Genomic DNA, 19,097 nt, shown 5'->3' with positions numbered 1-19,097 from the left:
AAGGAAACGAAACGTAGAGGGCTTTACACTGGATAAAACACTGTATATAGTCAGTTCACTGTATAAAAAAACAGGATCGAAATTCCGGAGCCCGACTGATGAAACTGACCGCAAGACAATCCCAGGTGCTGGACATTATCCGACGTTACGTGGATGAAACCGGCTACCCGCCCACCAGGGCTGAAATTGCCGCAGAGCTGGGATTCCGTTCCGCCAACGCGGCGGAAGAACATCTGAGGGCTCTGGCAAGGAAGGGCGCCATAGAGATGGTCCCGGGGGCCAGCCGGGGCATTCGCTTGCCGGAGGCCGAAGAGGATCTGGGCCTCCCTGTCATCGGGCAGGTTGCCGCCGGCAGCCCGATTCTGGCGCAGGAACATATTGAAGATCACTGCACGCTGCAGCCGGGCTTCTTCTCTCCTTCAGCAGATTACCTTTTGCGGGTACGGGGGATGAGCATGAAAGACATCGGGATTCTGGATGGTGACTTACTGGCGGTGCACAGTACCCAGGATGTCCATAACGGTCAGATTGTTGTCGCTCGTGTCGGAGAGGAGGTCACCGTCAAGCGTTTCCGCAGGGAAGGCAACAAGGTCTGGCTGATTGCAGAGAATGAGGAGTTTGCTCCGATTGAAGTCGATCTCGCGGAGCAGGAATTGTTTATTGAAGGTCTCGGCGTAGGCGTTATCCGCCGCTCCGATCTTCACTGAATACCGTATTCGGCAGCGCATGGCGCAGGTAGGTGAGTAATGGAACAGTTGAGCTTCACTCAGAACATGGCATTTCAGCCGGCAGCTGTTGTTGCGGCTGGCGCGGTTTCCTCTGGCCAAAGGGCACCGGCGGCCAGGGCAGCAGCGTCCGGTTCGGAGCGACGTTCAGCGTCTGGCTTCGGTGGCAATGTTACCGAGATTATTCTTCCGGAGGAGCAGGTGGAGAATTTCCAGTTGCTGCTGCCAATGCTCACACAACTCAACCAGGAGAAACGTTGGCTGGCGTGGATTGATCCTCCCCAGTCCCTGGTGGCCAAGTGGCAGAAAATGCACGGCATTGTGGCCAGTGAGATTCTTGTGTTGCGGTCAACGGCAGAATTCCCGGCACAAGAGTTGGCTGAGCGAGCGCTGGGCGCAGGCACCTGCCATGCCGTTGTGCTCTGGACTCACAAGCTGGGCCGTGCAGCGCTGGAAACCTTGCAAAAGGCATCTGCCAAGGGTAATAGCCACGGTGTGGTGTTGCGCCAGAGATAACGGGTGCTCAATGCAAGGTGTAGTGGGGCTGATTGTCGGCGAACTCGCCTTCGTCCTCTTCCCAGTCAATGTCGTGGCTGATGTTGCCAGCGGCCTCGATGCCAGCGGCAATCATCGCCTTGGCGACGTTCATGTCCCGGTCTTCCAGCATTTCTCTGGCCTCGTCAGAGAATGAGATGCGCACAAGTGGAGCTGCGTCGTCATCAATCCGGCGAAGCGCGTAGTCGCCGTCGGCGAGTTGTACAATTTCAAAAAACGAAGGTGACATTCATTCAACCTATATCTGCTGTCAGCGTATGTTAATGGATTGGCTCCGGCAGGCGGATTACCACTCGCTGTGTTGCTCGTATATCTCTCTGGTCAATACGGTCATGGCAGCCAGTATCTTGTTCAGAGCCTGAATGGACCGATCTGGCCCCTGATCCGCCGAAACCGCAATGATGTTTTCTTCCGTCACGGTTTTCCGTGTCTTGGGCGGTTCTCCAGCGGCAGCCTCCAACTGATTCAGCTGTTGCCACCAGCTGCCTGGTGTTTCAGCCAGTTCCTTCAACATCCCGCCTTCCGCAATCGCATAGGGAAACAGCGCCTCCAGCTCGTCAATGGAGGCCGGTCTGTCGACCTTGTTCTGGTGACATCGGGCAATCATTACCAGCAGGAGTCCGCGAGCCCGCAGCAACAACTCAATGGCACCTTGCAGTTGGGCTTCTCGTTCTGGCGCAGTCGCCGCTTCGTCTTGTTCAACCCGGACTAGTAACGTTTTGGCCAGAAACAGCTTTTGCGAAACCAGGGTGTGCCATTGTGATGCCATGAGGAAACCTGCGAACGAAAAACCAGAGAAACAGGGCCGGTAAAACTTTGGGAGTTTATCATTTTTGGCTGTTTATTTCTCGCTCTATCCGCTTTGTGGAAATGCTCTTGTCACAAGAAACTACAAACAACCACTTGAAACGGGCGTTTGAAACTGGCACAAAGAGCGTCAAATTGGGTGAGTATTGACCACTCATGTGACTCACGCTGGAGGTTGAGGATGCGAAACCGATTTATTGCTGCCATCGCAGTTGCTGTTATGGGGGCGTCCAGTCCGCTGCTGGCAAAGGTAACACAGGCTGAAGCCGCGCGCCTGAACAATGAGCTGACACCGGTTGGTGCCGAGCGCGCGGGCAACGCGGCGGGCACCATTCCAGCCTGGGATGGCGGGCTTGCCACGCCACCGGCGAATTGGCGCGAGGGGTCTGTAGAAATCAATCCGTTCCCTGGCGATGACGCCCTGTATGTGGTGACGGGGGATAACCTTGATCTTTACCGGGATAAGTTGTCGGACGGCCACATCCGGATGCTGGAGCAATATGGCCCGGCATTTTTCATGCCGGTGTATGAAACCCGTCGGACAGCGGCGTTTCCCGAACATGTATACGAGAAGTTTCGCCAGAATGCCCTGACCGCCGAGCTGCTGGATAATGGAAACGGGGTAAGAGACACCATCATGACCAGCCCGTTCCCCATTCCACAGAATGGTCTGGAAGCGATCTGGAACCACATTCTCCGGTATCGTGGTGAGGAAGTGTCCTTCCGTAGTGCTTCAGCCACCCCTCAGGAAGACGGTTCCTTCAACCCGGTGGTCAATCACTATGATTATTTCTTCGCGTACAGTCAGGTAGGCGCGGATCTTGCCGATATCGACAACAAGATCTTCTACCTGAAAACCGAGACGATCGCCCCAACCACGCTGGCGGGCACCATCACCCTGGTGCACGAGACTCTGGATCAGGTTCGTTCACCTCGCCTTGCATGGCGTTATGACGCCGGCTCCCGACGCCTGCGCCGGTCTCCGAACCTGGCCTACGAGACAGACCTGCCGAATTCGTCCTCTCTGCGTTCGGTAGACCAAAAAGATATGTATAACGGCGCTCCAAACCAGTATGACTGGGAACTCAAAGGTAAACGGGAGCTGCTGGTTCCCTACAACGGATACAAGCTTCACGATTCCAGTGTTCGCCCTGAGGACGTCATCCGCCCCAACCACATCAACCAGAGTCTTGCTCGCTATGAGCTGCATCGGGTGTGGGTGGTAGAGGCCAAGCGTCGTACCGGTATCGGCCACATTTATGAGCGCCGTGTGTTCTACATTGACGAAGATAGCTGGCAGATTCTGGTTTCTGAGGAGTACAACGAGAAGGGCGAGCTATGGCGCGTTTCCGAGGCTCACAATATCAGTTACTACAGCGAGCCGGTCTTCTGGACCACCATGGAAATGACGTATGATCTGAAGGCAAACCGTTATTACATTGATGGTCTGGACAATGGTTACCCCGCCTATGATTTCGCGCCGGGGTATCGTGGTAACGAGTTTACCGCCTCTGCGGCCCGTCGCGCTGCACGGCGTTAACCGTCCGCTTGCGGGGCGCCATCGTTTCCGGTGGCGCCCTTTCGTTGGCCAGTCTGTCCCGCAGACCCCGGAGATTGCCAATGGCCAACCCTGAAAACCTCCTTTCCGATCTGGATCAGCTTCAAAACGAATTAACCCTGGCCCTGGACAACCAGGATTGGGAACGCTTGGGCCAGCTTAATGCCCGGGTCCGACCGACGGTGGAACCGTTGATGGCTGAACTCGAGCAGGGCCGAATTGATGCCGCACTGGTGCGAGAGCGACTGGAAGCGCTGAATCGTTTTGTGGCCGAGGCTGATGCTGCCGCTGTGAAGGCCCGCGACGAGGCGAAAGCCTCGTTGAAGGGGGTCAGCCAGAACCGTAACGCCGCCAAAACCTATCAGAACGTCTCCTCGAATCGTCAAAGATAGCGTCATAAAATTGACTCGGGCCGGCATACGGTCTTAAATACCGCACAAATCCATGAAGAGATTCCTGTGAATGTCCAAAAATAACAAAGTGCTGGTGCTGAGTGAGGATGAAACCAGGCGGCGAGATCTGGTCACCATTCTGGAGTTTGTCGGTGAAGAGCAGGTGATTTCCGGCGACGAGGCTTTGGCGCTTTTGGCGAGTGACGATGATCAGGCCTGGGATAGTGTTTCGGTAGCGGTCGTCAACGGCACCGAATCCGGCGCCTGTTCCGCCATAGAGCAGGTGTGCCGGGCCATGACCGGTGTACCAGTGTTGCTGGTTGGCGACCCTGAGCTCAAGGGTTTGTCAGAGGACGATGCGGCACGAGTGATTGCGCGGATGGAATGGCCGCTGAACTACACCAAGTTCGTGGATTCCCTGTACCGCGCACAGATCTATCGGGACCAATTCAGCCGCAACCAGCAGCGCGGCCAGCAGCGTGGTGTGCAGCTGTTCCGCAGCCTTGTGGGAACCAGTCGTAAAGTCCAGCAAGTGCGCCAGTTGATGGAGCAGGTGGCCGACAAGGATGTGAGCGTGCTGATTACCGGAGAGTCCGGTACTGGGAAGGAAGTGGTTGCTCGCAATCTGCATTACCATTCTTCCCGCCGCGATAAGCCCTTCGTGCCGGTGAACTGTGGTGCTATTCCGGCAGAGCTGCTGGAGAGCGAGCTCTTTGGCCATGAGAAAGGCGCGTTTACCGGTGCCATTACGGCGAGGGTAGGGCGCTTTGAGATGGCGGAAGGCGGCACCTTGTTCCTGGATGAAATTGGCGATATGCCCCTGAACATGCAGGTGAAGATACTGCGGGTACTGCAGGAACGCACCTTTGAAAAAGTGGGCAGTAACCGCACCCAGACCGCTGACGTACGGGTGATTGCGGCGACCCACAAGCATCTTGAGGACATGATTGAATCCGGTGATTTCCGGGAGGATCTGTACTACCGGCTGAACGTGTTCCCCATCGAAATGCCGGCACTCCGGGAGCGAGTCGAAGACATTCCACTGCTGATCAACGAGCTGATTTCCCGGATGGAAAAAGAGAAGCGTGGTTCATTGCGGATGAACTCGGCGGCCATCATGAGCCTGTGTCGTCATGATTGGCCGGGCAATGTCCGTGAGCTGGCGAACCTCGTGGAGCGTCTTGCCATCATGCATCCCTATGGCGTGATCGGAGTGCAGGAATTGCCGAAGAAGTTCCGCTATGTGGATGATTACGACGAGAATCGCCCGGTAGAGGATTCCGGTATGCCCTCTTCCATACCAGGGCTGGTGGGGTTGGATGCGCCAGCGTTGCTGCCGGTGAACGGCATTGATCTGAAGGATTATCTCTCCAATCTCGAAAAGCAATTGATTCAGCAGGCTCTCGATGAAGCCAGCGGCGTAGTCGCCCGCGCCGCCGAGAAGCTGCGGATACGGCGCACGACGCTGGTGGAGAAAGTGCGAAAGTATGGTCTGAGGGACGACTCAGAAGAAGCCTGATGACACCGGGGTGGCTGGTAAAAGGTGGCGTCAAAGGTTTGTAACCTGCGACGCCATTGTTGTTTCTGGCCGACGGTAATTCGTCACCCTGGGTATCGTTGATTTCGTTACTGTTTGAAAATAAACAATAAATCCTAATTGGCACGTTGTTAGCTTTAACCTTTCCGAACAAAAGTATTGATGGCCCCGCCGGGCCTGTCAGGGGGAAAGGTTATGAGCCACGCACATGTCGTTATGGAGTCCCGCCACCACCCGGATGCCAACGCTGCGGCTGATGTCAACGACAAGGTGACAGCACTGTTTCCACAGCAGGACGATGAGGCTGTAGATTCTGCGCTGGAACTGTTCAATCGCATGTCTCGCCAGATTACCGATTCCTATCGCACACTCGAGTCTCGGGTGAACCAGCTGTCCGGTGAGCTGTCTTATGAATCGCGACAGCGCCAGCAGGAGCTGGAGCAGAAAGAGCAGCTGGCAGATCGCCTGTCTACCTTGCTCAATGCCCTGCCTGCGGGTGTGGTGGTGCTGGACAAACATGGCACTGTCAGCCAGAGCAACCCGGCCGCCATTGCCTTGCTGGGCGAACCGCTTGAGGGCGAGCGCTGGATTGACGTTATCCGCCGCTGTTTCGCGCCCCGTAACGATGATGGCCATGAGGTGTCCCTGAAGGATGGTCGCCGGGTCAGCATTGAGATCCGTACCATGGAGAATCAGCCGGGTCAGTTGATCCTGCTGACCGATCTGACTGAAACGCGCCAGCTCCAGTCGCAACTGGCTCATGCCCAGCGCCTCTCTGCCATGGGTAAGATGGTTGCGTCCCTGGCCCACCAGATTCGCACACCGCTGTCCGCCGCCATCCTCTATGGTGGTCATCTGAGCCAGCCGGATCTCGATGAGGAGCTACGTCAACGTTGCGCTTCCCGGCTGATGTCCCGCCTGACCCATCTGGAACAGCAGGTTCGCGACATGTTGATCTTCGCCCGCGGTGAAACCCGACTGGCGGAAGAGCTGGATTCGTCGCGCCTGGTGGAAGCGCTCGAGTCTGCTGTTGATGGACTCAAGCTTGCGCCAGGTGTGCAGGTGACCCTGGACAACCAGGTGCAGGCGCCTTGCCGGCTGATGTGCAATCGCGATGCCCTGGTCGGCGCCTGTACCAATCTTGTGAATAACAGTCTGGAGGCGGGGGCAGCCGACGTTTCAATCGTCGTTTCCGCTACCTCTGGCCGCCTGGAAATCCGGGTTTCCGATAATGGACCCGGGTTCGAGCCTGGTGAGGCAGGTCGGATTATGGAAGCCTTCTACACCACCAAGTCCCATGGCACCGGCCTCGGGCTGGCCGTGGTGCAGGCTGTGGTCAAGGCCCATCAGGGCGAGTTTTCGATTTCATCCCCCGGACAGCAAGGCGCCGACGCGATAGTTCGGCTGCCTATTCTGACAGCCCGGTTTTAAAGAACAGGTTGGAGGTGCATAGCATGGCAAAGGCCCAGATTCTGATTGTGGAAGATGACCACGACCTGCGCGAAGCTTTGGTAACGACGCTGGAACTGGCGAAATTCCAGGTGCGGGAAGCGGCCAGCGCTGAAGATGCGCTGGCAAGCCTGGCCCGGGCGCCGGTCGATATGGTGGTCAGCGATGTCAATATGCCCGGCATGTCCGGCCATGAGTTGTTGGCGGAAGTTCAGCGCTTGTATCCGGGGCTGCCCATGATGCTGATTACCGCGTACGGCCAGATCAGCCACGCGGTGTCTGCCATGCAATCTGGTGCCATCGATTATCTGGTCAAGCCGTTTGAGCCTCAGGTTCTGGTGGAAGCGGTCAGTCGGGTCGTGGGCGGAAGCCGCCAGAAGGCTGGCGATGAGCCGGTGGCTGAGGATCCGGTCAGCAAACGCATGTTCCAGTTGGCCGCGAAAGTGGCGGCCAGCGATTCCACAGTGATGATTTCCGGTGAGAGTGGTACCGGTAAAGAAGTGTTGGCCCGCTATATCCATCAGCAGTCACCCCGAGCGGATGAGCCGTTTGTCGCGATCAACTGTGCCGCTATTCCGGAGAATATGCTGGAAGCCATTCTGTTCGGTCACGAGAAAGGTGCATTCACGGGTGCCGTTGCAGCCTCCCCAGGTAAATTCGAGCAGGCCAATGGCGGAACCATCCTGTTGGACGAGATTTCCGAAATGGATCTTGGTTTGCAGTCCAAGCTGCTGCGAGTGTTGCAGGAGCGGGAAGTGGAGCGCGTCGGTGGTCGCAAGACCATTCAGCTGGATGTTCGTGTGCTGGCGACCACAAACCGTGATCTGGCGGACTACGTGCGCGAGGGCAAGTTCCGCGAAGACCTTTATTATCGATTGACGGTGTTTCCGATGCGGTGGCAGCCCCTGCGGGAGCGGCCGCTGGATATTCTGCCCCTCGCCCGTTCACTGTTGAAAAAGCATTGCCGCAAGATGAAGCTGACCGGCATCACCCTGGCCGAGGATGCCCGTAAGGCACTGATGGCTCATGCCTGGCCGGGTAATGTCCGGGAACTGGACAATGCCATTCAGCGGGCGCTGGTGTTGCATCAGGGTAATGTAATCCATGCCGGCGATCTTTGTCTGGAGCTTGGGATTACCGGTGCCGCTGACTTTGGTGCACCCGCCGAGCCCGCCATTTCCGCCAGATCCATTGAGGTCCCAGCGGCCGACTTGCCAGACCCCGAGGCGGGGCTGGAAGCGGATTCAGCGGCTGATGAGGCGATTGGCTCACTCGGAGATGATCTGCGCCAACAGGAGTTCCGTATTATTATCCAGACCCTCAAGAAAGAGCGTGGCAGGCGCAACCGGGCCGCGGAGCAACTGGGCATCAGCCCGCGAACGCTTCGTTACAAACTGGCCCAGATGCGAGATGCCGGTATCGATCTTGATGCGGAGCTGGCCATGGCCTGAGTCAGGGCCTTTGTTGTCGACCTTATACTCCTTCGGGCACCCTTCGGGGTGCCGTTTTTTTACTTGCCTGCCTGGTCTTCTTTTTCGGTCTGGTTTCATCCCTGTCAATTCTTTGTCGCGCAGACGCCTTCCGCTGTGCAATGATTTATTAACCCGTTGAAATAAATGGTTTAATTGTTTCTGGCCTGTTGCTTGCTTTCAGTTCATTTGAGTCAGCAACAAGTACAGACCCGACAGGGTCGCCGGGAGAGTGTGATGGTTCAACGTGCCGACATAAACAATGTTCTGTCTGAGATCCGGAATCTGCGTACCCAGATGATGCAGAACCAGAGGATTGAACAGGATCAGTCCGTACGTGGCCGCATCGATGGCCCACGACAGGTTCAGGAAACCCAGGAAGTTCCCAGCTTCAGCGATATGCTGGGCAAGGCCGTCAACAATGTACACGAGGTCCAGAGTCAGGCCAGTGAACTCAGGACGGCCTACGAAATGGGCGATCCAAACGTGGACATTACCCGGGTAATGATTGCTGCCCAGAAATCTTCCGTGTCTTTCGAGGCTCTGACCCAGGTGCGTAACCGGGTCGTGCGCGCCTATGAAGACATCATGAATATGCCGATCTGATAACGGAGCAACAGCATGGCAAGCGTACCCGCGGAAACCGCCGCCTCTGACCTGCCGGCTACCCAGGAGAGTGATACTCCTGAGAGCCGTAGCAATCTTTTGCTCGGGTTCAACCGATTGAATCTGCTCCGCCAGGTCGGGCTTATGGTGGGGCTGGCCGCCAGTGTGGCACTGGGTGTGGCTGTGGTGCTCTGGGCTCAGGAGCCCAATTACCAGCCGGTGGTGGGGGATCTGTCTGCCTACAACCCGCAGGACGTGACCACCATCCTCGACAGCAATGGTATCGATTACAAGATGGACCCCCGCACCGGAGCGCTGCTGGTGCCGTCTGAGCAGGTCTATAACGCGCGCCTGAAACTTGCCGCAGAAGGCGTGACTGACCAGAAAACCATGGGCTATGAGTTGCTGGACCAGGAACGTGGTCTGGGAACGTCCCAGTTTATGGAAACCATCAGCTACCGGCGCGGACTGGAGGGCGAACTGGCCCGGACCATCGCCGCCATGCGTGGTGTTCGAAATGCCCGGGTGCACCTGGCCATTCCCGAGCGTTCGGTGTTTATCCGGGATGCCCGTGAACCGACCGCCTCGGTGTTTCTTGAAGTGTTTGCGGGCCGTCGTCCTGAGCCAGAACAGATTCGGGCCATCGTCAACCTGGTGGCCGGCAGCATTCCGATGATGAACCGGGATCAGGTGACCGTGGTTGACCAGAACGGCAATCTGTTGACGGGCGATGAGGTTCAGGCCGAAACAGACCGGATGAAAGACCAGTATGAATACACGTCCAGGGTTGAAGAGCGGCTGACCCGCCGTGTCGCCTCATTGATTGGCCCGATTGTCGGGGAAGGGCGTTACCGCGCGGAAGTCACCGCCGACCTCGACTTCTCTGCGGTCGAGCGTGCCGAGGAGTTATACAATCCGGAGCAACAGGCGGTGCGCAGTGAGCGCGAGTTGTCTGAGCAGCGTGTGGCGGGAGCCCAGGGTGGCATTCCCGGTGCGCTGGCCAATCAGCCGCCAGGGGCTGCGACGGTTCCGGAGCAGGCCACTGCCGCCCCAGGGGAAGATGGCGCTCCTGCAGCTCCGCCGGTGAATGTCCGGAGTGAATCCACCCGGAACTATGAACTGGATCGTACCGTCAGCTACACCCGTCAGGAGCTGGGTGCGGTCAAGCGGGTGACCGTGGCCCTTGCCGTGGATGACATGAAAGTGGTCGACCCGGAAACCGGCGAGGTGAGCTATCAACCCTGGCCAGAGGCCGAACTGCAACGGCTGAGCATGCTGGTGCGTGATGCGGTTGGCTATTCCGCGTCCCGCGGAGACAGCGTTACCGTCATGAATACGGCGTTTGCCCCAGAGGAAGCGGTGGAGTTTGAAGCTCCGGGCTTCTGGGAGCAGCCCTGGTTCTGGGATTTGATGAAGCAGGTATTGGCAGGACTGGTCATTCTGATTCTGGTTCTTGGCTTGCTGCGCCCCACCCTGAAGACGCTGTCCGGTGGCGGCCGCCGCGAGCGTGGTGAAGGCGGAGAAGAGGGGGAGTATGGTGGCCTTGCTGATATCGAAGGCGGGCAGGCACTACGCGATGCCATGTCGTCTCAGGATGACCTGCTTTTGCCGGGCGCCACAGACAGCTATGATAGACAGTTGAATGCACTCAAAGGCCTGATTGCGGAAGATCCCGCCAGGGTTGCACAGGTTATGCGCCAGTGGGTGAACGTCGATGACTGAAGAAAACGGCCAGTTGCAGGGGGATGCCCCGAAAAAGCCGCAGCGCAAGATTCCGCGAGTGGAGCAGGCAGCGATCCTGCTGATGTCTCTGGGTGAAGCGGACGCTGCGGAGGTGCTCAAGCACATGGGGCCGAAAGAGGTTCAGCGGGTTGGCGTCGCCATGGCGCAGATGAAAGACGTCAGCAAGGACGACGTCACCTACGTGCTTAACCAGTTTGTGGACGCTGTCGGCGGCCAGACCGGTTTGGGGGTTGGTAATGACGATTATATCCGGGCGATGCTCACCCAGGCGCTTGGTGATGACAAGGCCGCGAGCCTGATTGACCGAATCCTGATTGGCGGCAATACCACCGGCCTGGATACTCTTAAGTGGATGGAGCCCCGGGCTGTGGGCGATATTATCCGTTACGAGCATCCCCAGATTCAGGCCATTGTTATCTCCTACCTAGACCCGGACCAGGCCGCTGAAATTCTTGGCACACTTGATGAAAAAGTGCGACTGGATGTGATGATGCGGGTGGCGTCGCTGGAAAGCATTCAGCCACAGGCCCTGCAGGAACTGAACGACATCCTTGAGAAGCAGTTCTCCGGTGGCGCGGCCTCCCAGACCAGTCGGATTGGTGGTGTGAAGCGAGCGGCCGATATCATGAACTTCATGGATCGCGGGATTGAGGGCTCGTTGATGGATTCCATCAAAGACATGGATCCTGATCTGGCGTCCACCATTGAAGACCTCATGTTCGTGTTTGATAACCTCAAGGATATCGATGATCGGGGTATTCAGGCGCTGCTTCGAGAGGTGTCCTCCGAGGTGCTGGTGGTGGCGCTCAAAGGTGCCGACGAAGCCGTCAAGGAGAAGATCTTCAAGAACATGTCCAAGCGTGCTGCGGAGTTGCTGCAGGATGATCTGGAAGCCAAGGGGCCGGTCAAGGTCAGCGAAGTCGAAGCGGCCCAGAAAGACATTATCACCGTTGCTCGCCGTATGGCTGAAGCCGGCGAGATCTCGCTGGGTGGTAGTGGCGAAGAAATGATGTGATGAAAGATTCCGATCAGGACAGCAAGCGCATACCGAAAGAACAGATGACCGCCTGGGAACGGTGGGAATTGCCTCTGCTTGATGAGCGCGGAAACCAGGTTGTCGAGGAAGAGGAAGTCAAGCCGCTGACCGCGGCCGACCTGGAAGAGATTCGCCAGGCTGCCCGCGAGGACGGTTTTCAGGAGGGCCGGCAGGCTGGTTACGCGGAAGGCTTTGAGCAGGGTCGCGCAGACGGGCACAAAGATGGCTACGCCGCAGGCGAGGCGGAGGGTCGGAGCGAGGGTGAGCAGCAGGCAGCGGAGCAGACGCGTCAGGAAGTTGCCTCCCGGATGGAACGGCTGGAGCATCTGATGGGTGAGCTGTTGTTGCCCATCGAACGCCATGAAGACGAGCTGGAAGCGGTGCTGGTCAACCTCACTACCGTATTGGCCCGGGCGGTGGTCTTCCGTGAGCTCAGCATTGATTCCTCCCAGATTCGCCAGGTGGTGCGTCGGGCTCTGTCGTCACTGCCCTCTACCGCCGACAATCTACGCATTCATATTCACCCCGACGATATCGAGCCGGTACGGGAAGTCACAGAGCGCCTGGAATCACCGGCGGTCCTCATTGAGGACGACACTCTCATGCCTGGTGGCTGTATAGTGGAATCGCGCCATAGTCTGGTGGATTACACCGTGGAGAAGCGCTTCCAGCGGGTGGTTCAGGGTATGCTGGAAGAACAGCTGGCGGAGCCTGCCGGTCCGGATCAGGAGGAGCTGGCACCCAGTATGGGGGAGCTGACCGATTTTCACCGGGATGTGCTGAGTGATTCGGGCATGACATCACCACCAGAATCCGAGTCTGACGAATTCAACGACCAGAGCCAGGACGATGACATCACGCCTGGCTGAACGGTTACGGCAGCTTCAGGGGGCCATCAGCGACGAGCCTGCGCCAGAATTGTCTGGCCGGCTCACCCGCATGGTGGGTCTCACGCTGGAGTGCGTGGGTTGCCCGATGGTGGTGGGGGACCGTTGTCTGATTCAGGGTGATAGCGCCACCAGTGTGGAAGCGGAAGTGGTGGGGTTTGAGGAAGATAAGGTTTACCTGATGCCGCTGACTGCCATCGAAGGTCTCAAGCCCGGAGCCCGGGTGATTCCTCTGGCCTCGGCCAGCAGGGTACCGGTGGGCCCGCAAATGCTGGGGCGAGTGGTGAATGGTGCTGGCGACCCGCTGGACGGCAAGGGACCGTTGCAGGCAGAGGCCAGAGTGCAGCTGACCGGCGACATCATCAACCCATTGAACCGGGCTCCGGTGCGCCAGTCCATGGATGTGGGAATCCGCGCAATCAACGCGTTGCTGACCGTAGGGCAGGGGCAGCGTCTCGGCCTGTTTGCCGGCAGTGGTGTCGGTAAGAGTATGCTGCTGGGAATGATGACCCGGTTCACGGATGCAGACATTACCGTGGTTGGGTTGATTGGTGAACGGGGCCGGGAGGTCAAGGAATTCATCGAGGACATTCTCGGCGATGAAGGCCTGGCTCGTTCCGTGGTTGTAGCCGCTCCGGCAGATGACTCGCCGTTGATGCGCCTGCGCGCTGCCATGCTCACCACCCGAATTGCCGAATACTACCGCGATCAGGGTAAGCGCGTTCTTCTTTTAATGGATTCTCTCACCCGCTATGCCCAGGCACAGCGGGAGATCGCCCTGGCCGTTGGCGAACCACCGGCGACCAAGGGGTATCCGCCCTCGGTTTTTGCCAAGCTGCCGCAACTGGTTGAGCGCACAGGCAATGGCCGACCCGGCGGTGGTTCCATTACCGCGTTTTATACCGTTCTGACGGAAGGCGACGATCAGCAGGATCCCATTGCCGACGCAGCCAGGGCCATCCTTGATGGTCACATCGTCTTATCCCGGCGGCTGGCGGAAGAGGGCCATTATCCGGCGATTGATGTGGAAGCCTCTATCAGCCGGGTAATGCCCCAGGTGACTGATTCTGAGCATTTCTCCCGGGCCCAGAGATTCAAGCAGGTTTACTCCCGTTACCAGCAGGCCCGTGATCTGATCAGTGTGGGTGCCTATGTGAAAGGTTCCGACCCGGAGACTGACTTTGCCATTCAGCACATAGGCAATATGAGCCAGTTTCTGCAGCAGGGGCTGAATGAAAGTGCTCCCCTCACGGAGGCGATTGAGCAACTGATGGCGGTAGTGCCGGAACGACGTTCACCGGAACGAAGAAAGACGGCGGTGCCGAACCCCGCCGGCAATCGGGATAATGTCTGATGCTGCGATCGAAACGGCTTGAAGTTGTCCTCTCCCTTGAAGAGCGGAAAGAACAGGAAGCGTTGGAACGCCTTGGTGAGGCCCGAAAGCAGGTGGAGGCGCACCGCGAACAGGTGGAGAACCTGGAGCGCTATCAGCAGGAGTATCGTGACCAGATCCGCGCGAGCCAGCAGGGTGTTGTTCCTGTGGCGCGACTGCAGGCCTGGCAGGCTTTTATCGCCCAGCTGGACCAGGTGATTGCCCAGCAACAGCGGCAGCTGCAACAGGCTGAACAGGTGTTTGAAGCCAGGCGCCGGGAGTGGCAACAGGCCTGGGAACGTCGCCGTGGTATGGAAAAATACATTGAGTCCTGCCGGCAACAGGAACAACGGGAACAGGATCTCAGAGACCAGAAACTGGCGGACGAAGCTGCCGGTCGGGCCTTTGCCCGGCGACAGCGATAATTGAAGTCCCCGGTGATCTGCATCAGATAACCCGGATGCAATTTCCGTTTATTTGACTATCCTTTACCAGATAAGCTTGCCATCAATGGCTGGCAGCGAAGGAAAGTCATTGGTGGAATGTGCCGGGAGGTTCAGGAATGCCTATAGAGACACGCCGGAGCGATGACGGCAAGACCCTCACGATCTGCGTGGAGGGTCGGTTCGATTTCAGTACCCATCAATCCTTTCGGGATGCCTACGAGCACAGCGAACCCACCGTCAGCCACTACGTCATTGATCTTTCAGACACCACTTACCTCGACAGCTCTGCTCTGGGCATGTTGCTTCTGTTAAGGGATCATGCTGGCGGAGATGGCGCCCGCATCTCAATCGAGAACTGCAACAGCGATGTCCGGCGAATTCTCTCCATTTCCAACTTCGAGCAGTTGTTCAGCATTCGCTGAGGCGATTCCCTTGAAGGTACTTCTTGCCGAGGACAGTGCCAGCGACAGGTTGATTCTGGCGCGGCTGGTAAAGCGCCTGGGCCATACCGTGATTGAAGCCGAAGACGGTACCGAGGCGGTGGATCTGTTCCGGGAGACCCAGCCGGATCTGGTGTTGCTGGACGCCCTGATGCCGCGGATGGACGGAATGGAGGCCGCTCGTCAAATCAAGGCTCTGGCAGGCGAGCGCCTGGTGCCGCTCATCTTTCTCACCTCCCTGTCGGGGGCGGGTGATCTGGCCCGGTGTCTTGAAGCCGGCGGCGACGACTTTCTCGTCAAACCCTACAATCGCGTGATTCTTGAAGCGAAGATCAACGCGTTTAATCGTATGAGGGGGTTGCACCAGGCATTGTCGGACCAGCGTGACCATATTCGGCGCCAGAATCAGCAGATGCTGGACGAGCAGCGCACGGCGCGGCGGGTGTTTGATAATATTGCCCATACCGGTTGTCTGGATGCCCCCAACATCCGCCACCATGCATCCCCCCTCTCGGTTTTCAACGGTGATGTATTGTTTGCTGCTCAGCGCCCCGGGGGCGGCACTCTGGTGTTTCTGGGTGATTTCACCGGGCACGGATTACCTGCCGCCATTGGCGCCATGCCGGTTGCTGAAATCTTCTACGGGATGGCGGCCAAAGGCTTCGGCGCCCCGGATGTCCTCCGGGAAATTAACCGCAAGCTTCGGCGAATACTGCCGGCAGGCATGTTCTGTTGTGGTTTGATGGTTGAGGCTGACTTCAAACACAACAGCCTGCGTGTCTGGAATGGTGGCTTGCCGGATGGCTGGCTGTTGCGTGCCGCAGGCGACCGCGTCGCCATTCCGTCCCGGCATCTGCCGCTGGGCGTTCAGGAGCCGGACCAGTTTTCGGCCTCCATGACCGTGCTGGATGCGGCACCGGGCGACTGGCTGGTGATGATGACCGACGGGCTCCCCGAGGCGCCCAATAGTGGCGGTGAAAGCCTGGGCGAGGAAGGTGTCCTGAGCGTTCTGGCGGGTCTGGAAGCAGGGCAGGAGCCGTTCGAGGCCCTGCTGGAGAGAATGCAGCAGCACACCGGGAAGCCAGAGCTGGCTGATGACCTGACGCTCTGCTGCCTGCAAATGGTCCGGGCCGAGGCGCCAGAAGCAATGCCCGACAAGATTCCTGAATCGGCGTTGACGGGCCCGGCGGACTGGCGCTGCGTCTATGAGCTGAGGGAACAGACACTGGCAGACTTCAACCCCCTGCCGCTTTTACTGCATATCTGTATGGAGGTGCCCGGACTGAGGAGCCGAAGCGGCGAGGTCTACACCCTGTTGTCGGAACTCTACAACAATGCTCTTGAGCACGGTGTTCTGGCCCTGTCCTCAGAGTGGAAAACGTCACCTGGCGGTTTCAGCCGCTATTACCAGGAGCGAACGCGCAGACTGGGGAACACCGATGGGCATTTCATACGGTTTTCTCTTGAGCATCAGCCCAGGGAGGGTGGAGGTACCCTTACCGTTGTCTGTGAAGACAGTGGTGATGGTTTTGATTTCACTGAATATTCTGACACAGTGATGCAACAGCAGGCGGCTTCAACTGGCCGATACGCGGGCCGGGGGCTGGAGATCCTCCGGCGTATGACGCGAAATCTCAAGGTTCACGGCCGGGGCAATCGCGTGGAAATCGTCTATGATTGGTGGTTCCCCGACGCGGCCATAATCAGTGGCGCCTGAGTGCCGACAAACGAGGATAGCGAATGAACGACAAACCCCATCTTGACGTGGAGGCGCTGGCCGAACTGCAGGATGTGATGGAAGACGAGTTTGATGTCCTGATCCAGACCTACCTGGCAGACTCCCGTTCACGCATTGACGGCCTGAAAGAGGCGCTGGCAACGGCCGACCCGGAGCACTTCGCCAAGACCGCGCACAGCTTCAAGGGCAGTTGCATCAATATCGGTGCTCCCAGGCTCGGAGGCCTGTGTTTTGAGGCCGAGCAACTGGGCAAGGACGCCACTCTGGAACAGGCCCCTGCAGTGCTTGAACGGATTGAGGCCGAGTTTTCGGAGGTGGCTCGACGTTTGCAAAACTTTGGCCAGGAGGCCTGAACGTCAGCCCTTGTGAAGGTTTGGCACCGCTTTTGCAGCTCTCAGGAAAACGCTCCGAACAGGGGCTACCTGAGATCTAAAGCGGCAAGAGGTTGCCATGCAACAGACCATACTTCCCCAGGCACCGGCGAAAACGAGTCAGCCAGAGGTCGGTGCAGCGAAATCGCAAGGCCGGAAGGACCCGGAGGCCGGTGACAGTCGTTTTGACGAGCTGTCCAGGGCCGAGCAGAAGCGGATGGATGCCAAGCGCGCCGAACGTCGGGATCAGGCTGATGCCGCGCAGGAACGCAAGGCGGCCGACCGGGCCGATGAGAAAGCCGAAGCCTCCAGTACCCGGCCAGAAAAAAACGATACGCCCACTGACCAAACGCAGGTAGCGGACTCCGATTCACCGGCCCGTCCTTCCTCGGCCAGTGACACAAGCAATACCGGCGATACTGAGGCAGACGATGCCCTGGTCGTTGCCGAACCGCTGATGCCCCTGACATTCGCCAATCTTCAGTCGCTGTATCCTGCAGCCGCCAACCAATCCGGTACGGGCGGACCTGAGAGCCTGGCATCAAATATGGCGCTCACAGGAACTCAGGCCACTTCCGGACTGATCAAGGGCCTGCAGGGGCAATCATCTGCCGGGGGAAGCAGCACCGCTCTGGCTCCGGGCATGCAGCTAACCGACCTGCTTGCCGGTGCGACAAGCGCTGAGAGCGCCCGTCCCGTTGATCCGACCAGTCTGCTCTCCAATCCCAGATTCCAGAGTGTAATGGATACCGCAGCGCAGCAGGCAGCACAGCCCGGAAAACTGGCTGCGGATGGCAACATTCCGCTCCGGGGCTACACCACCTCGGTGGATGTGCCGGTTGGACAGGCGGAGTGGGGCGACAAGGTCATGGGCAAGCTCAGTTGGCTGACCGCCCGCAATATGTCGGTTGCCGAAATACACCTCACGCCTCCGGATATGGGGCCAATGGAAGTCAAGGTGAAAGTCCACAACGATCAGGCCAGCGTCACTGTGCATGCGGCCAACCCGGTGGTGAGGGAGCAGCTCGAACAGCACTCCCACCGGCTCCGCGACATGCTGGGTGAACAGGGGTTGTCCCTGGGGCAGTTTGATGTCTCTGACCAGGGCGGTCAGCAGGCCGGTGGCGAGAGTGGTGAGGCCGGTGAGGGCGATGGTCGGTCTTCTGGTGGATCATCACTGGCCAGCCACGATGCTGATGCAGAGTCGTTGAGCACCGGCCAGCTTGATCTGGGCTGGCGGGGTGAAGTGGACGTTTTTGCCTGAGTCCGGATGATATCTGACCAATTCAGCCTGCTGTCTTCCGACTTCTTTGCCCATCCCCTCCGGCAACGCTAAACTGCGGTTCTGAATACAGGGGATGGGCTGTCTGGCCCGGCCTTTGCATCACATCGGAGAAAGGTTGTTCGGAGCTTCCCGGACGCCAAAAAAGTGACAAGCGAGTGTTATGGCCGAAAATACTGCGACCGAAGCGCCTGCCAAAAAAGGCAAGCTGAAACTGATCATCATGCTGGTGATCATCATTATCCTGGCGGTGGGCCTTTCCGTGGTCGGGACACTCTGGTTCCTGGGCGGAGGATTGCCCGGCGCAGATGACGCCGAAACCACGACTTCGGCAGAGCCCGCGTTTGTCGTCAGCAGTTATACCGAAATTGAGAAAGCCCTGGTGACTACCGTTCAGGCGCAGGGTCGCCAGCGCTATGCCCAGGTCTATGTGTCATTCGAAGCCAAAGATCCTGCGGCACTGGCCGCTGCTGATGTTCATATGCCGCTTATCCGCAGCCAACTGGTGATGGTACTGGGCAGCAGCGACTTCATGCAGTTGCAAACGCCGGAAGGTCGTCAGACGCTGGCCGACAGCATGCTGCAGACTGTGAATCAGGTGCTGGAGCAGGAAGGGGAGCCGGCAATCGACCGGGTATTGTTCCGGAATTTTGTGGTTCAGTAATCATACCGGGCGGATAACCA

Annotated in this window: 20 protein-coding genes; 18 read left to right on the top strand and 2 right to left on the bottom strand. The window is 58.2% G+C overall.

Going from position 1 to position 19,097, the window contains the following annotated elements:
* Positions 1 to 95 precede the first annotated feature (95 nt).
* Both lexA and Q675_RS22685 read left to right on the top strand, forming a co-directional pair.
* Positions 96 to 707: a transcriptional repressor LexA gene (gene lexA, locus Q675_RS0119020; RefSeq protein WP_031210455.1), complete on the top strand. Its 612-nt coding sequence runs from the start codon at positions 96 to 98 to the stop codon at positions 705 to 707.
* A gap of 39 nt (positions 708 to 746) precedes the next feature.
* On the top strand, positions 747 to 1,241 hold the full coding sequence (locus Q675_RS22685; RefSeq protein WP_014421027.1) for a cell division inhibitor SulA: 495 nt from the start codon (positions 747 to 749) through the stop codon (positions 1,239 to 1,241).
* Between the two features lie 7 nt (positions 1,242 to 1,248).
* On the opposite strand, the gene Q675_RS22680 is transcribed toward Q675_RS22685, so the two are convergent.
* A complete protein-coding gene (locus tag Q675_RS22680; RefSeq protein ID WP_011785479.1) occupies positions 1,249 to 1,509 on the bottom strand; it encodes a hypothetical protein in 261 nt (86 codons plus the stop codon).
* A gap of 57 nt (positions 1,510 to 1,566) precedes the next feature.
* On the bottom strand, positions 1,567 to 2,049 hold the full coding sequence (locus tag Q675_RS22675) for a DUF6586 family protein (RefSeq protein WP_023010603.1): 483 nt from the start codon (positions 2,047 to 2,049) through the stop codon (positions 1,567 to 1,569).
* Positions 2,050 to 2,268: 219 nt separating this feature from the next.
* Here Q675_RS22675 and Q675_RS22670 point away from each other — a divergent pair, with 219 nt between their 5' ends.
* The 16 genes from Q675_RS22670 (at position 2,269) to fliL (ending at position 19,077) form a co-directional block, all read left to right on the top strand.
* Positions 2,269 to 3,627 carry a DUF1329 domain-containing protein gene (locus tag Q675_RS22670; RefSeq protein WP_023009852.1) on the top strand — a complete coding sequence of 453 codons (1,359 nt, stop codon included), beginning with the start codon at positions 2,269 to 2,271 and terminating at the stop codon, positions 3,625 to 3,627.
* Between the two features lie 80 nt (positions 3,628 to 3,707).
* A complete protein-coding gene (locus tag Q675_RS22665) occupies positions 3,708 to 4,037 on the top strand; it encodes a hypothetical protein (RefSeq protein ID WP_023009853.1) in 330 nt (109 codons plus the stop codon).
* 70 nt (positions 4,038 to 4,107) lie between these two features.
* Positions 4,108 to 5,556 (top strand): sigma-54 dependent transcriptional regulator, encoded by a 1,449-nt coding sequence (locus Q675_RS22660; RefSeq protein WP_011785475.1) that lies wholly within the window; start codon positions 4,108 to 4,110, stop codon positions 5,554 to 5,556.
* A gap of 213 nt (positions 5,557 to 5,769) precedes the next feature.
* Complete coding sequence (locus tag Q675_RS22655; protein ID WP_023010602.1) at positions 5,770 to 7,005, top strand: sensor histidine kinase; 1,236 nt, start codon at positions 5,770 to 5,772, stop codon at positions 7,003 to 7,005.
* A gap of 23 nt (positions 7,006 to 7,028) precedes the next feature.
* Positions 7,029 to 8,474: a sigma-54-dependent transcriptional regulator gene (locus Q675_RS22650; RefSeq protein ID WP_023010601.1), complete on the top strand. Its 1,446-nt coding sequence runs from the start codon at positions 7,029 to 7,031 to the stop codon at positions 8,472 to 8,474.
* 255 nt (positions 8,475 to 8,729) lie between these two features.
* Entirely contained in the window at positions 8,730 to 9,098 is a 369-nt protein-coding gene (gene fliE / locus Q675_RS22645) for a flagellar hook-basal body complex protein FliE (protein WP_011785472.1), read from the top strand.
* Positions 9,099 to 9,113: 15 nt separating this feature from the next.
* On the top strand, positions 9,114 to 10,820 hold the full coding sequence (gene fliF / locus Q675_RS22640) for a flagellar basal-body MS-ring/collar protein FliF (protein WP_023010600.1): 1,707 nt from the start codon (positions 9,114 to 9,116) through the stop codon (positions 10,818 to 10,820).
* Positions 10,813 to 11,856: a flagellar motor switch protein FliG gene (fliG, locus tag Q675_RS22635; protein WP_011785470.1), complete on the top strand. Its 1,044-nt coding sequence runs from the start codon at positions 10,813 to 10,815 to the stop codon at positions 11,854 to 11,856. The genes fliF and fliG overlap by 8 nt, the downstream gene beginning before the upstream one ends.
* Positions 11,856 to 12,746, top strand: a complete 891-nt coding sequence (locus tag Q675_RS22630) for a flagellar assembly protein FliH (RefSeq protein WP_023010599.1) — start codon at positions 11,856 to 11,858, stop codon at positions 12,744 to 12,746. The genes fliG and Q675_RS22630 overlap by 1 nt, the downstream gene beginning before the upstream one ends.
* Positions 12,727 to 14,118 carry a flagellar protein export ATPase FliI gene (gene fliI / locus Q675_RS22625; RefSeq protein WP_011785468.1) on the top strand — a complete coding sequence of 464 codons (1,392 nt, stop codon included), beginning with the start codon at positions 12,727 to 12,729 and terminating at the stop codon, positions 14,116 to 14,118. Before Q675_RS22630 ends, fliI begins: the two co-directional genes overlap by 20 nt.
* Positions 14,118 to 14,561: a flagellar export protein FliJ gene (fliJ, locus tag Q675_RS22620; RefSeq protein WP_011785467.1), complete on the top strand. Its 444-nt coding sequence runs from the start codon at positions 14,118 to 14,120 to the stop codon at positions 14,559 to 14,561. The genes fliI and fliJ overlap by 1 nt, the downstream gene beginning before the upstream one ends.
* 137 nt (positions 14,562 to 14,698) lie before the next feature.
* A complete protein-coding gene (locus Q675_RS22615) occupies positions 14,699 to 15,004 on the top strand; it encodes an STAS domain-containing protein (RefSeq protein ID WP_014421036.1) in 306 nt (101 codons plus the stop codon).
* Between the two features lie 10 nt (positions 15,005 to 15,014).
* The gene (locus Q675_RS22610) at positions 15,015 to 16,739 is read left to right on the top strand and encodes a fused response regulator/phosphatase (protein WP_023010598.1); all 1,725 of its coding nucleotides are present in this window, start codon (positions 15,015 to 15,017) and stop codon (positions 16,737 to 16,739) included.
* Between the two features lie 23 nt (positions 16,740 to 16,762).
* Entirely contained in the window at positions 16,763 to 17,113 is a 351-nt protein-coding gene (locus tag Q675_RS22605) for an Hpt domain-containing protein (protein ID WP_011785464.1), read from the top strand.
* Positions 17,114 to 17,210: 97 nt separating this feature from the next.
* Positions 17,211 to 18,395 (top strand): flagellar hook-length control protein FliK, encoded by a 1,185-nt coding sequence (locus Q675_RS22600; protein ID WP_023010597.1) that lies wholly within the window; start codon positions 17,211 to 17,213, stop codon positions 18,393 to 18,395.
* 181 nt (positions 18,396 to 18,576) lie between these two features.
* On the top strand, positions 18,577 to 19,077 hold the full coding sequence (fliL, locus tag Q675_RS22595) for a flagellar basal body-associated protein FliL (protein ID WP_023010596.1): 501 nt from the start codon (positions 18,577 to 18,579) through the stop codon (positions 19,075 to 19,077).
* Positions 19,078 to 19,097: the final 20 nt, after the last annotated feature.

Source organism: Marinobacter sp. EN3, assembly GCF_000475315.1.
GTDB classification, from domain to species: Bacteria; Pseudomonadota; Gammaproteobacteria; order Pseudomonadales; family Oleiphilaceae; genus Marinobacter; species Marinobacter nauticus.
The sequence above is the reverse complement of the archived record's forward strand: the minus strand, read 5'-3'. Positions and strand labels throughout refer to the sequence as shown.